Origin of the sequence: Brevundimonas sp. (genome assembly GCF_029946145.1) — a bacterium.
In the GTDB taxonomy this organism is placed as follows: Bacteria; Pseudomonadota; Alphaproteobacteria; order Caulobacterales; family Caulobacteraceae; genus Brevundimonas.
Genome location: NZ_JAQSDY010000025.1, coordinates 36,053 through 50,894, shown reverse-complemented (window position 1 = coordinate 50,894; position 14,842 = coordinate 36,053). Strand labels below are relative to the sequence as shown.

Genomic DNA, 14,842 nt, shown 5'->3' with positions numbered 1-14,842 from the left:
GTTTCAGGCGGTCGCGGTCTGGCGCAGCCCTTCCCACAGGGCGATGCCGGCGCTGACCGACAGGTTCAGCGAGCGGGCCCCGGGCTGGATGGGAATCACCACGCGCGCGTCGGCCGCCGCGTGCACATGGTCCGGGGCGCCCGAGGGTTCGCTGCCGAACAGCAGGGTGTCGTCGGGCTGGAAGGCGAAATCGTTCAGGGGCGCCGCCCCCTGCGTCGTGAACAGGACCAGGCGGCCGGGGCCGCGATCGCGCTGGAACGCGTCCCAGCCGGCGTGCCGCGTCATGTGGCCCAGAGGGCCGTAGTCCAGCGCCGCGCGCTTCATCGCCCGGTCGTCGAAACGGAAGCCGGTCGGCTCGATGACGTGCAATTCCACGCCGAAACAGGCGCCCAGACGGATGCAGGCGCCCACGTTCTGCGGAATGGCTGGTTGAAAAAGGGCGAGACGCATTCTAAGGCCCTCATACGCGCGGCCTGGGGGTCTGTCGCGGCTCGAATTGCGACTGTTTCTCAAGGAGGCGGTCCAGTTTGCGGCGATGAGCCGCAACGCCGGGCCGGGCCAGACCGAAGGGAAGCCGCTAAAGCATCCATGCCGTCCCCGCCGCACCCCTTTCCGGGCGCGGATCACGGCGCACGAGGAGTAAGACGTGGCCGAATCGGTCGTGACTGAGAACGGTGAAGGCGGCGACGCCTCCCGCCGGGACTTCATCCACATCGCGGCCGGTGCGGCCGCCGTCGGCGCCGGGGCCATGCTGGTCTGGCCGCTGATCAATTCGATGAACCCCGCCGCCGACACCCTGGCGCTGGCGTCGATCGAGTTCGACATGAGCAAGGTCCAGGAAGGCCAGCAGGTCGTCATCAAATGGCAGGGCAAGCCGGTGTTCGTGCGCTACCGCACGCCCCGGGAAATCCAGGAAGCCGTGGCGACGCCGCTGTCGGCCCTGAAGGACCCGCAGACCGACGGCGACCGCATCAAGGCCGGTCACCAGCAATATCTGGTCCTGCTGGGCAACTGCACCCACCTGGGCTGCATCCCCACCTTCGGTTCGGGCGATTTCGGCGGCTGGTTCTGCCCCTGCCACGGCTCGCACTACGACACCTCGGGCCGCATCCGTAAGGGACCCGCGCCCAAGAACCTCGTCGTGCCGGAGTATGATTACCTCTCCGACACCCGCATCAAGATCGGCTGAGGGCGAGACCGATGAGCGATCACGAATCCACCTACGTCCCCAAGACCGGCATCGAGAAATGGCTCGACACCCGGCTGCCGATCGTACGCTTCGGCGCCGACTACATGTCGCTGCCGACCCCGAGGAACCTCAACTACTGGTGGACCTTCGGCGGCATCCTGGCCCTCTGCCTGGTCGTGCAGATCGCCACGGGCGTCATCCTGGCCATGCACTATGTGCCCAACACCGAAATGGCCTTCGCCTCGGTCGAGCGCATCATGCGTGACGTCAACGGCGGCGACCTGATCCGCTATACCCACGCCAACGGGGCCTCGATGTTCTTCATCGCGGTCTATCTGCACATGCTGCGCGGCCTGTACTACGGCTCGTACAAGGCGCCGCGCGAGATGATCTGGATCGTCGGCTGCCTGATCTTCTTCCTGATGATCGCCACCGCCTTCCTGGGCTACGTCCTGCCGTGGGGCCAGATGTCCTACTGGGGCGCCGAGGTGATCACCAATCTGATCGGGGCCATCCCGGTCGTCGGCGAGCCGGTCCTGATCTGGCTGCGCGGCGGCCCGGCGATCGACAACGCCACCCTGAACCGCTTCTTCTCGCTGCACTATCTGCTGCCGTTCGTCATCGCCGGCTGCGTGGTGCTGCACCTGTGGGCCCTGCACGCGGCCGGTCAGAACAACCCGGTCGGCATCCTGATCCCCAAGGATCGGGAGAAGAAGGACATGGTCCCGTTCCACCCGTATTTCACGGTCAAGGACGGCTTCGCCATCATCCTGTTCATGATCCTGTTCGCCGTGTTCGTCTTCTTCATGCCGAACGCCCTGGGTCACGCCGACAACTACATTCCGGCCAACCCGCTGGTGACGCCGGCGCACATCGTGCCCGAGTGGTACATGCTGCCGTTCTACGCGATCCTGCGGGCCGTTCCGGACAAGTTCGGCGGCGTGGTGGCCATGTTCGGCTCGATCGGCGTGCTGTTCGTGCTGCCCTGGCTGGATACGTCCAAGGTCCGGTCGATGCGCTATCGTCCGACCATGAAGGTCTTCTTCCTGATCTTCGTGGCGGTCGGCCTGATCCTGGGCTGGTGCGGGGCGCAGCTGCCTGATGCGCCGGTGATCGGCACCTTCAAGACCTTCATCCTGATCGACGGCGACCTGAACAGCTATCTGTGGCTGACCCGCCTGGCGACGCTCTACTACTTCGCCTTCTTCCTGATCATCATGCCGCTGGTCGGCCTGCGCGAGACGCCGAAATCCATTCCGGCGACGATTTCGGAACCGGTGCTGTCGGGCGGCGACGCCATGACGGCGGCGGCCCCGGCCTCGCCCGAGAAGAAGGGCTGATCGCGACCATGACCCTCCAGACGAATATCCGCGCCATGAAGAAGACCCTGGTCCTGATCGCAGCGGCCGCCGGCCTGGCGTTTGTCGCCCAACCGGCGATGGCCGCAGGCGCCGCTCACAAGCTGCGCGACGGCGGCTTCAGCTTCGATGGTCCGTTCGGCGCCTTCCAGCAGGGCCAGCTGCAACGGGGCTACAAGGTCTACCGCGAGGTCTGTTCCTCGTGCCACAGCATGAACCTGATGCATTTCCGCACCCTGGCCGAGCCGGGCGGGCCCTTCTTCGACGCGCATCAGGCCAATCCGGCCGAGAACCGCTACGTCAAGGCGCTGGCCAAAGAGGTCCAGATCGCGGACATCGATACCGAAACCGGCGAGCCGGTGATGCGCGACGGCACCGCCGCCGACCGCTTCCCCAGTCCGTATCCGAACGCCACGGCCGCGGCCGCGGCGAACGGCGGGGCGGCGCCGCCCGATCTGTCGGTGATGGCCAAGGCCCGCCATGGCGGCGCGAACTACATCTATTCGCTGCTGACCGGCTATGAGGCGGTCCCGACCGGCCTGCAGATCCGGCCGGGACAATACTACAACGTCTACATGGCCGGCGACCTGACGCCGTTCATGCCCGACGGCGCCCATGTGCCGCCGGGCGGCTTCATCGCCATGCCGAACCCGTTGATGGACGGCCAGGTGACCTATGACGACGGCACCAACGCCTCGGTCGACCAGATGGCCCGGGACGTGGCGGCCTATATCGCCTGGGCCTCGGACCCCAAGCAGGTCCAGCGCAAGCAGGCCGGTCTGGGCGTGCTGATCTTCCTGTTCCTGTTCGCGGGGATCACCTATGTGAGCTACCGCCGGATCTGGAAGGGCGTCGCCCACTAGGGCCCGCCGACACCGACACCGGAAGGACCCGCCGGAGCCTCGCGCTCCGGCGGGTTTTTCATGCGCCAGGACCCGCTCCGGCGCCGGCGGGGCGCGGCCGCATCGACAGCCCTCGGACGGCGCCCTAGGGTCCGCCCCGTCCTGTCATCGACCGAGGGTGTATCCGTCCATGCGTCTGTTCCCGACCGCCGCCGTGCTTGCCGCCGGCGCCCTGTTGTCCGCCTGCGCGACCATGGAGGGAGGGGCCGCCGCCCCGCCCGCCGCCAGTTTCGACACGGCCCGCCTGTCCGAGCATGTGCGCGTGCTGGCCAGCGACGAATATCAGGGCCGCGGCATCGCCACGCCGGCCGAGGACATGACCGTCCGCTACCTCAGCGAACAGTATGCGGCGGCTGGCTTCCAGCCCGGCGGCGCCAACGGATCGTGGACCCAGGACGTGGCGCTGAACCGCTTTACCGCCTCCAACGTCCAGGCGCAGTTCAAGGTCGGCGACGCATCGATCCCGCTGAACCAGGGCCAGCAGATCACGATCTCGACCCGCCTGCCGGGCGACCACGTCATGCTGATGGACAAGCCGCTGGTCTTCGTCGGCTATGGCATCAAGGCGCCCGAGCGGAACTGGGATGACTTCAAGGGCGTGGACGTGCGCGGCAAGGTCATCGTCGTGCTGGTCAATGACGCCGACTTCGAGGAGCCGGCGCTCGACACCTTCAACGGCCGGGCCATGACCTACTACGGCCGCTGGACCTACAAATACGAGGAGGCGGCCCGCCAGGGCGCCGCCGGCGTCATCATCGTGCACGAAGCGGCGCCGGCCTCGTACGGCTGGGCCACCGTCCAGAACAGCTGGTCGGGTCCGCAGTTCGACATCGTCCGCGCCAACGCCGCCGCCGAGCGCGTGCCGGTGGAAGCCTGGATGCAGCGCGACGTCGCGGTGGACCTGTTCCGCCGCGCGGGTCAGGATTTTGAGGCGCTGAAGACCAGCGCCCGGGGCCGCGACTTCCGACCGGTCGAACTGGCCGGCGCGACCTTCAGCGCCATGTTCGACGTGGCGACCAGCCGGGTCACCACCCGCAACGTCATCGCCCGCCTGCCGGGCACGACCCATCCGGAAGAGACGATCCTGTACACCGGCCACTGGGATCACATCGGCGTGGGCGAGCCCGACGCCAACGGCGACGCCATCTTCAACGGCGCCGTGGACAATGCGACGGGCACCGCCGGCCTGCTGGAGCTGGCGCGCCTCTGGGCCGCCGGTCCACGCCCGGAGCGGTCGATCGTGATGATCAGCTTCACCGGTGAAGAGAGCGGGCTTCTGGGTTCGGAATTCTACGCCGCCAATCCGGTCTGGCCGCTGGCCACCACCGTGGCGGGCTTCAACATCGACGCCATGAACGTCTATGGCCGCGTGGCCGACGTGGACATCATCGGCTCGGGCCAGTCGAACCTGGACGCCCGCGTCACCGCCGAGGCGATGCGTCAGGGCCGCACCGCCAGGCCCGACAGCAATCCGGCCTCGGGCAGCTATTTCCGCTCGGACCACTTCCCCCTGGCCAAGCGCGGCGTGCCCATGGCCTATGTCGACGGCGGCGGCGCCTTCCGTGACGAGCCCGTCGCCGCGCGCGACGCGGCCCGGTCGGAATACGGCGCGCGCCGCTATCACCAGGCCGATGACGAATGGTCGGCCGACTGGGACCTGCGCGGTCAGGTCGAGGATCTGGAACTGATCTTCAACATCGGCCGCGACCTGGCCAACAGCCGCGACTGGCCCGAATGGATGCCGGGTTCGGAATTTGGCCCGGCGCGCGCTCCGAGCGCGAACCAGCGGCGGTAAGGCGTCGAGTTCTCCCTCCCCTTTATGGGGAGGGTGGTCGCGCAGCGACCGGGTGGGGAATGGCGGATGTACCCCACCCTGTCGCCGCTTCGCGTCGACATCGTCGTCAGGTCGGCTCCGCCGACCTTTCCTCCACCCCATGAAGGGGAGGGAGAGGCCGCCCCAGGACATGACGAAAACTTAAGGGACGCCGTCCGGACGGCTCCCTAGAGTGCGCGCCATCAATCCGGGGATGGAGCCCATACCTATGTTTCGCAAGATGATGGGCGGCGTCGCCGTCGCCGCCGTGCTTCTGGCCGCCGGCATGGCCTCGGCCCAGGACTTCTCGGCCGCCCGGATCAGCGACAACATCCGCACCATCAGCGCCGACGAATACCAGGGCCGCTATCCGGGGACCGAAGGCGAACGGATGGTGCTGGGCTGGCTGCAGGCCCAGTACGAGGCCATGGGCTTCGAGCCGGGCGGACCGGACGGCCAGTGGCTGCAGCCCGTTGAACTGAAACGCTACACCCCCGTCGCCGGCGCGACCGCCAGCTGGAAGGGCGCGGACGGCCAGGTTCACGCCCTGACGCCGGGAACCGACATCGTCCTGCGCGCCGTGACCAATGACGGCCGGGCCTCGATCCGGGATGCCGGCGTCATCTTCGTCGGCCACGGCATCCATGCCCCCGAACGCCAGTGGGACGACTATGGCGATGTCGACGTGCGCGGCAAGGTGGTGGTGGTGGTCGGCGGCGAGCCCGACGGCGAGCGCTTCAACGGCGAATATGCGACCAACTACCAGTCCGGCGCCTGGAAGGCCGACGAGGCCTTCCGCCGCGGCGCGGTGGGGATCATCACCCTGGTTCCCCAGGCCGCTGCTTCGCCGATGTGGCAGGGCGCCCTGCGTGGCGCGGGCCGCACCCGCACCCTGACGCCCGGCGCGGCCGATCTGGAGTTCTCGGGCGCCATGCCGCACGACACGGCCGCCGCCTGGGCCGCCGCCGCCGGCCTGGACATCAGCCAGTTGCCGAACATCGCCGACGGCTCGTTCAAGGCCGTAACCCTGCCGGGCGTCAGCCTGTCGGTCGATGTGGCCGAGACCATCGATACCCTGACGACCCACAACCTGCTGGCCCGGATTCCCGGGACGGAACACCCTGAGGAAACGATCATCTATTCGGCCCACTGGGACCACGTCGGCGGCGTCGACCAGCATCCGACCGTGACGGGCGACCAGATCTGGAACGGGGCCTGGGACAACGCCTCGGGCACCATCGGCGTGCTGGAGATGGCGCGCCAGATCAAGGCGGCGCCCGCGCCGAAACGTTCGATCGTCTTCGCCCACATGGCGGCCGAGGAAATGGGCCTGATGGGCGCCTATGGCTATGCCGCCAATCCGGTCTGGCCGCTGGAGACGACGGTCGCCGACATCAATATCGACATGCTGCCGCTGTCTGGCCCGACCCGCGACGTGCCGATCTTCGGCAAGGGGCAGAACGAGCTTGAAGACCGGTTGCAGGCGCTGGCGGCGCCGCTGGGACGCTATGTCTCGGACGACGGCATGCCGGAGGAGGGGTTCTACTATCGCTCGGACCATTTCCCGTTCGCCCGCATGGGCGTGCCGGCGATCATGCCGTGGCACGGCTGGGACTGGGTCGACGGCGGACGCGCGGCGGGCGAGGCGGCGTGGCGCGCCAAATTCGCGGCCGACTATCACAGGGCCTCGGACGAGTGGTCGGCGGACTGGGACCTGACCTCGGCGGTCGAGAACCTGACCCTGTTCTACCACCTGGGTCTCGACCTCGCGAACAGTAGCGACTGGCCGGGCTGGAAGCCGACGTCGGAGTTCGCCGTCGTGCGCGCCCGCTCGGACGCCGCGCGACAGTAGGGCGGAGACGCCGGTGACCGCGATCATTCGCCCCCTGACCGGAGACGGGTCGCCGCCCGCGGAGGGCGCCTATGCGCAGGCGGCGGAAGTCACCGGGGCGACCCGGTGGCTCTACCTGTCCGGCCAGATTCCGGTCGCGCCTGACGGCTCTCTGGCTCCGGACTTCACGGGCCAGTGCGAGCAGGTCTGGGACAATGTCCAGACCCAGTTGGAGGCCGCGGGCATGACGCTGGACAATCTGGTCAAGGTGACGACCTTCCTGTCGGACCGGGCCCATGCGCTGGAGAACCGCGAGGTTCGCATCCGGCGGCTGGGCGGACGCCAGACGGCCCTGACCGTGATCGTCACCGGCCTCTTCGACGAAGCCTGGCTGGTCGAGATCGAGGCGGTCGCGGCGGCGTGAGCGTGCGCCATTGACGCGTTGCGGGCCGGCGCCGAAGGCCGCACTGTCTGCCGCATGAGCCGCTGGTCGCCGCAGCCCGCCCCGGATGAAGCCGACGGGCTGATCCTGTTCGACGGAGTGTGCGTGTTCTGCTCGCGCTGGGTGCGGTTCGTGATCGGGCGCGATCCGGAACGGCTGTTCCGGTTCCTCGCCATCCAGTCCGGGGCAGGACGGGAACTGGCGGCCCGCCACGGGATCGATCCGGAAGCCCCGCAGACCAACGCCGTGGTGTGGGGCGGACGGATATTCTTCAAGTCCGACGCGGCCCTGACCGTGCTGGGTCAACTGTCAGGCACGCGGACGCTGGCGGGCCTCAAGGCCGTGCCGCGGACCCTGCGCGACCCTGTCTATGACGTGGTCGCGCGAAACCGGTACGCGATCTTCGGGCGGACGGAGACCTGCATGGTTCCGTCGCCCGAGGACCGGGCGCGATTCCTCGCATGACCCGGGTGCTCGTGATCGGGGCGGGCGGGGTGTTCGGCTCGCGCCTGTGCGAAGGCCTGCTGAGAAACGGGTTCGAGGTGGTGGTCGCGGGACGTGACCGCGCGCGGGCGGAGGCCGTGGCGGCGCGGCTGAGGGCGGCGTTTCCGGACGGGCGGACCGAGGTCGCGGTGCTGGACACGGCGACCCTGACGCCGGGCGATCTGATCGCGACGGGGGCGGTTATCGTCGCCGACGCCGCCGGGCCGTTCCAGGGCGCGGAGCCGGCGACGGCGCGGGCGGCCATTGCGGCGGGTTTGTCCTGTGTCGATCTGGCCGACGGCCGTGGTTTCGTGGCGGCGTTTCCGGCGCTGGACGCCTCGGCGCGGGCGGCGGGGGTGGTCGCCCTGACGGGCTGCAGCTCGACGCCGGCCCTGTCCAACGCCGTGCTCGACCGGCTGACCCAGGGCTGGCGCGAGGTGGTTTCGGTCGAGGCGGCGATCTCGCCGGGCGCGCGGGCGCCGCGCGGCCTGTCGGTGATGCGGGCGATCCTGTCGTGGCTGGGACGGCCGGTGAGGGTGTTCGACGGCGGCGAATGGACCACCCGGCGCGGCTGGAGCGGGCTGTATCGGCGCGACTTTGGACGCGCCGGGCGCAGGCGCGTGTCGTTGTGCGAAACGCCGGACCTCGATCTGTTTCCCGCGCGATTCCAGCCGAGGGGGCGAGGGTTGTTCCTGGCCGGGCTGGAGCCCTGGCCGGCGCATGTGGGAGCGTGGGCCCTCGGCGGCGTCGTGCGGGCGTTCGGGTTCGATCCGGTCCCCCTGGCCAGGGCCCTCGTGATCCTGTCACGCTGGGCGTCCGTCTTCGGCTCGGACCGCGGGGCGATGCGGGTGGAGGCGTACGGCGTCGACCGGCACGGCGGGGCGGTTCGCGCGGTGTGGCGGCTGGTCGCCGAACCCGGAGAGGGGCCGGTCACGCCCGGCCTGCCGGCGCTGGCGGCGATCAAGGCCATCGCAGCGGGGCGGATCGCGCCCGGCGCGCGGGCGTGCGTCGGGGTGCTGTCGCTGGAGGATATCGTCGCCGAGATGGCGCCGCATGGGCTGGCGACGGAGACGGTGATCGAGCGCGGGGCCATTTACGCCCGCGCCATCGGCCCGGCGTTCGACGCCCTGCCGGCGCCGATACGGGCTCTGCACGAGGCGCCGGGCCGGTCGCAGTGGCGGGGCGAGGCCGCGACCGAGGGCGCGTCGGGGCCGCTGGCGGCGCTTGTCGCCCGGATCGTCGGCTTCCCGAAGGCGCGGCAGGCCTGTCCGGTCGAGGTGGCGATCGAAGCCGACGGCGACCGGTCTGTGTGGCGGCGGCGGATTGGCGGCCACGCCTTCGCCAGCGTGCTGTCCCATCCAGGCGCGGGCGGTCGGGTGCGGGAGCGGTTCGGACCGTTGAGCATGGACCTGAGACTCACGCCCGAGGGCGAGCGCCTGATCTATCGCGTCGAGGGGTGGCGGCTGGGTCTGATCCCGCTTCCGCGTTCGCTGGGGCAATCGACCCGGGCGCACGAGGAAGTCGATGCTGAGGGGCGATTTGTCTTCGACGTCGAGATTTGGGTGCCGCTCATCGGACGGCTGGTGCGCTATCGGGGCTGGCTGGTCCGCGCCGCATGACGGCGATTTAAGCTGACAACTTCCCCTGACCCGGATCATCTGGCCGGGTCAGGGAGGGACCCATCATGAGCATCGACCCCGCGGCCGAGACCGCGCGCTGGCTGGCGACCATCTCGCCCGAGGATATGGAGCGGGCCGTGGCCTATACGCGGGGCGGCCACTGGTTGCTGCTGTGGGGGGCGATCGTCGGCATCGTCGTGGCCTGGATCATCATCCGCACGGGGATACTGAGCGGCATCCGCGACAGGCTGGAGCGGCGGCGCAAGCGGCCCAAGCTGGTGTCGCTGGTGGTGGGGGTCGTCTGGCTGCTGATGGACACCGTGCTGATGCTGCCCTGGGCCATCTATCAGGGCTGGTGGCGGGAGACCCGGTACGGCCTGACTCAACAGCCCCTGGCCGGCTGGTTGGGCGAGGCGGCGCTGGACGCGGCGATCTCGACGGTCTTCTTCGGCGTGCTGATCGTGGCCCTGTATTTCATCATCCGGCGCGCGGGCCGACTGTGGTGGGCCTGGGGCGCGGGTCTGACCGCCGTGGCTGTCGTCGTGCTGCTGGTGGCGTCGCCGATCTTCATCGAGCCGCTGTTCAACGACTACACCCCGGCGCCGGACGGGCCGATGCGGGATTCGGTGGTCGAGCTGGCGCAGCGCACGGGCACGCCCGACGACAAGATCTTCATCTACGACGGCTCGAAACAGTCGGACCGGTATACGGCCAATGTCTCGGGGCTGTTCGGCTCGGCGCGGGTGGCGATGAGCGACGTCATGTTCGCCAAGGGAGCGGACCTGGCCGAGGTGCGCGGCGTCGTGGGCCATGAGATGGGGCACTATGTCCATATGCATTCGCTGTGGATGACCGGCATCATGATCATTCTGGCGGCGATCGGCTTCTGGCTGGTCGACCGGCTGTTCCCGCTGGCGAAGCGGCTGCTGGGAGCGGATCGGGTGGGGGATGTGTCGGACCCTGCCGGCCTGCCGGTGCTGGCTGCCATCGGCGCGGTGCTGGGGTTGCTGTCGACCCCGCTGCAGACAACGCTGATCCGGGTGATCGAGGCCGACGCCGACCAGTTCTCGCTGGTTCACGCCAATGAGCCGGACGGGCTGTCGAAGGCGCTGATCAAGACGGCGGAGTATCGCGCGCCGTCGCCCTCGGCGATCGAGGAGATCATCTTCTACGACCACCCCTCGGTCGAGAACCGCATCCGGCGGGCGATGGAATGGAAGGCGACGCATCCGGCCAACGGGCCGGCCGCCGCGCCTCCGCCCGCAGTCGAGGCTAGGCCGACGCCGTGAGACCGGGACGCTCGTTGTCCCAGATCATGTGCAGGATGGACCAGAGGCCGTCCGGGCCCCGGCAAAGCTGGATCGAATTGATCCCGCGGCGCTCGGGCCCGGCGTCCTCGGGGGCGGTGCGGGCTTCGTAGACGCTCCAGACCTGGGCCATGTTCCCGAACACGTCGATGCGGCGGCTGATCTCCACCTCGAAGAAGCCGTTGGCCTCGAAGAAGGGGGTGACGTTGGCCTGGTATTCCTCGCGGCCCATGACGATCATGGTCGGGCGGCCGTCGGCGTCGAGGCCGGTGCGGGCCTGACGGCTGTCGGGATGGAAGATCTCGCGCTGGGTCGCCCAGTCTCGCGGTCCCGCCGGTCCGGAGATGCAGGCGTACATGGCGTCGACGACGGCGCCGATATCGCTGCGGTCGATGCTCATGCGCGCTTCCTGACGAAGACGGTGCCGGCGGAATAGCCGGCGCCGAAGCTGCAGATCAGGCCGACGTCGCCCGGCGCCATGTCCTGCTGGCGCAGGTGGAAGGCGATGATCGAGCCGGCGGAAGAGGTGTTGGCGTAGTCGTCGAGGATGATGACGTTCTCCTCCGGCGTCGGCTCGCGGCCCAGCACCTTGCGGCCGATGAACTGGTTCATGTTGATATTGGCCTGGTGCAGCCACATCCGCTTCAGGGTCGCGGGATCGACGCCCAGTTCGGCGGCGTGGTCGATGATCATGTCCGAGACCATCGGCACCACATCCCTGAACACCTTGCGGCCCTGCTGGATGAACAGCTTGTCGGGCGCGCCGATGCCTTCGGGCGCGGCGTTGTTGAGGAAGCCGAAATTGTTGCGGATGTTGTTGGAGAAGACGGTCTTCAGCCGCGTGCCGAGGATGTCCCAGCCGCCCGGCCCGGCCTGGTCCGAGGACTCGATGATGACGGCGGTGGCCACGTCGCCGAAGATGAAGTGGCTGTCGCGGTCCTTGAAGTTCAGGTGGGCCGAGCAGACCTCGGGGTTGACCATCAGCACGGCCTTGACCGAGCCCGAGGCGATGAAGTCCGCCGCCGTCTTGATGCCGAAGGTGGCCGAGGAACAGGCCACGTTCATGTCGAAGGCGAAGCCGTCGATGCCCAGGGCCTGCTGCACCTCGATCGACAGGGCCGGATAGGGGCGGGGCATGTTCGACGCGGCGCACAGGACGGCGCCGATCTCCGACACCGGCTTGCCCCAGGCGGCGATGGCCTGACGGGCGGCGGCGACGGCCATTTCGGCCATGACCGACAGCTGATCGTCGGGGCGTTCGGGGATGTTCGGGACCATGCGGGCGGGGTCGAGGACGCCGGTCTTGTCGAGCACGTAGCGCGATTTGATGCCGGAGGCCTTCTCGATGAACTCAACCGAGGAAGGGGTCAGTTCGGCGACGTCGCCCTCGAGGATTTCGGCGGCGTGGTCGGCGTTGAACTGTTCCGCATAGGCATTGTAGGCGGCGACCAGCTCGGCGTTGGAGATCGACTGTTCGGGGGTGAACAGGCCGGTGGCGGCGATGACGGCGTGGGTCAAACTCTTCTTTCCCTATCGCTCGGCTCCCCGCCTTCGCGGGGATGACGTGCGGACCTCGCTGTTTGGGGAGCGGTCCGTTGCATTGAAGTACGGTCTTGATAGGCCTGTCCGTCGCGGCGGTCGAGACGGGTCATCGGTCGCGGGTCGCCGCCGCCTCATGACGCGCCAGCAGGCGGTGGGCGGCGTCGAGGTGGAGGCGTTCGACCATGCGGTAGCCGACCCGGATCGCGCCCTTGCCCTGCGCGTCGGCGGCGGCGAAGGCGGCGACGACCTCGCGGGCTCTGGCCACCTCTTCGGGCGAGGGGGAGAAGGCGGCGTTGGCGGCGTCGATCTGGGCCGGATGGATCAGGCTCTTGCCGTCGAAGCCGAAGGCGCGGCCCTGCAGGCATTCGATCCGGAGCCGATCGGCGTCGTCGGTGGCGTTGACGACGCCGTCGATGGCCAGCAGGCCGTGGCCGCGCGCGGCGGCGACCACGGCGGCCAGCCAGGGCTTCAGCGGCTCGCGGTCCGGACCGAGGACGAGGTTCATCCGCTCGCCGAAGTCGTTGATCCCCAGCATCAGGGCCGCCAGCGGCGCGCCGGCCCCGGCGATGGCGTCGAGCCGCAGGACCGACAGCGGGGTCTCGATCATGATCCACAGGGCGACGTCGGCGGGCAGAAGGGCGGCGACCTCGCGCACGGCCTCCGGGCTCTCGATCTTGGGGGCGACGACGAAGTCGGGTTTGTGAATGCAGAGGGCCGTCAGATCGTCCGCGCCCCAGGGCGTGTCGAGGCCGTTGACCCGGACCCCGACGTGGCCGCTGAAGCCGCCGGCCGACAGGGCTTCGACGGCGGCCTGACGCGCTTCGGCCTTGGCGTCGGGAGCGACGGCGTCCTCAAGGTCGAGGATGACGGCGTCGGCGTTCAGGCCGCGGGCCTTTTCGATCGCGCGCGGATTGCTGGCCGGCAGGTAGAGGACCGAGCGGGTCAGCTGCATCAGACGCGGCCCGTGACGGGGATAAGGGCGCCGGTGATGGCGCGGCTGTCCGGCGAGGCGAGGAACAGCATGACCCGGGCGAGGTCCGACGGCTGAACCCATGTGGCCGGGTCCGCGTCGGGCATGTCCTTGCGGTTCTGGTCGGTGTCGAGGATCGAGGGCAGGACGGCGTTGACGGTCACTGAGGTGGATTTCAGTTCTTCGGCCAGGGCCTCGGTCAGGCGGTGGACGCCGGATTTGGAGGCGGCGTAGGCGCCCATGCCGGCCGCGGCCCTGAGCGCGCCATTGGCCCCGACATTGACGATGCGGCCCTCGTCGGAGCGCTTCAGGTGGGGCAGGGCGGCGCGGCTGGCGTTGAGGGCGGTGGTCAGATTGAGGGCGAACATCTTCGCCCAGGCCGGATCGGCGTCGTCGGTCGTCTGCCAGACGAAGCCGCCGGCAATGTTGAGCAGGGCGTCGAGGCGGCCGAAACGGGCGGCGACGGCGTCGATGGCCTTCGCCGCCGAGGCCGGGTCGGTCAGGTCGACGCCGCCCAGCTCCAGCACCCCCTCGGGGACGGACTGGCCGGCCGCGTGGTCTATAACCGCGACCTTGAGCCCGTCGACGAGGGCCGCCTCGACCACGGCGCGGCCGAGAACCCCGTGGCCGCCCGTGATCGCGATTACCCGTTCCGACATGATGTCTCTCCCAAATCCGCTTACCCCATACCCGTCATCCTCGGGCTTGTCCCGAGGACCCATTTGTCCGCCGCACGGGTCGAGGACTTTGACAACCCAAGCGCCTTCTCACCTGATCTGAGGTCAAGGGCCGTTGAACGATGGGTCCTCGGGACAAGCCCGAGGACGACGGGGTTTATTGGGCGAACACCCGGCCCAGCAGACGCTCCAGCGCTTCGGCGTCGACCGCGTCGAAGGCGGCCTTCTCGGTGGCGTCGACGTCGAAAACGGCGATCAGGGCGCCGGACGGGTCGAACACCGGCGCCACGATCTCGCTGGCCGAGCGGCTGTCGCAGGCGATGTGGCCGGGGAAGGCGTGGACGTCGTCGACGATCTGCGTCGTCCGGTCCCGGGCCGCCGCGCCGCAGACGCCGCGGCCGAAGGCGATGCGCAGACAGCCCAGCGTGCCCTGATAGGGGCCGACCACCAGTTCGTCGGCCTTGTCGGGGTCGACGACGTAGAAGCCGGTCCAGAAGAAGACGGGGAAGGCGTCCGCCAGCATCGAGGCCACGGTGGCCATGCGCGCGACGCGGTTGGGCTCGCCGTCCAGCACGGCCAGGATCTCGTCTTCCAGTTCGGCATAGCGCGCGGCCTTGTCGGCGGGACGGTCGTCGCGGGCGAGGTAGGACATGCAGGGCTCCGGCGGTCTGGCCGATGCATATAGGAATGGCCGCCCTCGCTGGCGAGG

15 protein-coding genes are annotated in these 14,842 nt (G+C 69.1%); 9 read left to right on the top strand and 6 right to left on the bottom strand.

Annotated features, from left to right (window positions below; all coding sequences use genetic code 11):
- Positions 1-3: 3 nt before the first annotated feature.
- Positions 4-450 (bottom strand): tRNA (cytidine(34)-2'-O)-methyltransferase, encoded by a 447-nt coding sequence (locus PSV23_RS10660; protein ID WP_300468706.1) that lies wholly within the window; start codon positions 448-450, stop codon positions 4-6.
- 196 nt (positions 451-646) lie between these two features.
- Here PSV23_RS10660 and petA point away from each other — a divergent pair, with 196 nt between their 5' ends.
- The 9 genes from petA to PSV23_RS10615 all read left to right on the top strand — a co-directional run bounded on the left by petA (position 647) and on the right by PSV23_RS10615 (position 10,926).
- Positions 647-1,189: a ubiquinol-cytochrome c reductase iron-sulfur subunit gene (gene petA, locus PSV23_RS10655; RefSeq protein ID WP_300468704.1), complete on the top strand. Its 543-nt coding sequence runs from the start codon at positions 647-649 to the stop codon at positions 1,187-1,189.
- A gap of 11 nt (positions 1,190-1,200) precedes the next feature.
- Positions 1,201-2,529 (top strand): cytochrome b N-terminal domain-containing protein, encoded by a 1,329-nt coding sequence (locus tag PSV23_RS10650; protein ID WP_300468702.1) that lies wholly within the window; start codon positions 1,201-1,203, stop codon positions 2,527-2,529.
- 8 nt (positions 2,530-2,537) lie between these two features.
- On the top strand, positions 2,538-3,410 hold the full coding sequence (locus PSV23_RS10645; RefSeq protein ID WP_300468700.1) for a cytochrome c1: 873 nt from the start codon (positions 2,538-2,540) through the stop codon (positions 3,408-3,410).
- Positions 3,411-3,579: 169 nt separating this feature from the next.
- Complete coding sequence (locus PSV23_RS10640; RefSeq protein WP_300468698.1) at positions 3,580-5,244, top strand: M28 family metallopeptidase; 1,665 nt, start codon at positions 3,580-3,582, stop codon at positions 5,242-5,244.
- Positions 5,245-5,491: 247 nt separating this feature from the next.
- Positions 5,492-7,114, top strand: a complete 1,623-nt coding sequence (locus PSV23_RS10635) for a M28 family peptidase (protein ID WP_300468696.1) — start codon at positions 5,492-5,494, stop codon at positions 7,112-7,114.
- Between the two features lie 13 nt (positions 7,115-7,127).
- Entirely contained in the window at positions 7,128-7,517 is a 390-nt protein-coding gene (locus tag PSV23_RS10630) for a RidA family protein (RefSeq protein ID WP_300468694.1), read from the top strand.
- Between the two features lie 54 nt (positions 7,518-7,571).
- On the top strand, positions 7,572-8,000 hold the full coding sequence (locus tag PSV23_RS10625) for a thiol-disulfide oxidoreductase DCC family protein (RefSeq protein WP_300468692.1): 429 nt from the start codon (positions 7,572-7,574) through the stop codon (positions 7,998-8,000).
- Positions 7,997-9,637 carry an SDR family oxidoreductase gene (locus tag PSV23_RS10620; protein WP_300468689.1) on the top strand — a complete coding sequence of 547 codons (1,641 nt, stop codon included), beginning with the start codon at positions 7,997-7,999 and terminating at the stop codon, positions 9,635-9,637. Before PSV23_RS10625 ends, PSV23_RS10620 begins: the two co-directional genes overlap by 4 nt.
- Positions 9,638-9,702: 65 nt before the next feature.
- Entirely contained in the window at positions 9,703-10,926 is a 1,224-nt protein-coding gene (locus PSV23_RS10615) for a M48 family metallopeptidase (RefSeq protein WP_300468687.1), read from the top strand.
- Here the strand turns inward: PSV23_RS10615 and PSV23_RS10610 are convergent.
- From PSV23_RS10610 to PSV23_RS10590, 5 genes are all read right to left on the bottom strand, one after another.
- The gene (locus PSV23_RS10610; RefSeq protein WP_300468686.1) at positions 10,910-11,344 is read right to left on the bottom strand and encodes a hypothetical protein; all 435 of its coding nucleotides are present in this window, start codon (positions 11,342-11,344) and stop codon (positions 10,910-10,912) included. The two genes, PSV23_RS10615 and PSV23_RS10610, sit on opposite strands and share 17 nt — an antisense overlap.
- Positions 11,341-12,462, bottom strand: a complete 1,122-nt coding sequence (locus PSV23_RS10605) for a beta-ketoacyl-ACP synthase III (protein ID WP_300468684.1) — start codon at positions 12,460-12,462, stop codon at positions 11,341-11,343. Before PSV23_RS10605 ends, PSV23_RS10610 begins: the two co-directional genes overlap by 4 nt.
- 130 nt (positions 12,463-12,592) lie before the next feature.
- The gene (locus PSV23_RS10600) at positions 12,593-13,438 is read right to left on the bottom strand and encodes a CoA ester lyase (RefSeq protein ID WP_300468681.1); all 846 of its coding nucleotides are present in this window, start codon (positions 13,436-13,438) and stop codon (positions 12,593-12,595) included.
- Positions 13,438-14,115: an SDR family NAD(P)-dependent oxidoreductase gene (locus PSV23_RS10595; RefSeq protein ID WP_300468679.1), complete on the bottom strand. Its 678-nt coding sequence runs from the start codon at positions 14,113-14,115 to the stop codon at positions 13,438-13,440. Before PSV23_RS10595 ends, PSV23_RS10600 begins: the two co-directional genes overlap by 1 nt.
- A 175-nt stretch (positions 14,116-14,290) precedes the next feature.
- Positions 14,291-14,785 carry a GAF domain-containing protein gene (locus PSV23_RS10590; RefSeq protein WP_300468677.1) on the bottom strand — a complete coding sequence of 165 codons (495 nt, stop codon included), beginning with the start codon at positions 14,783-14,785 and terminating at the stop codon, positions 14,291-14,293.
- Between the last annotated feature and the right edge of the window lie 57 nt (positions 14,786-14,842).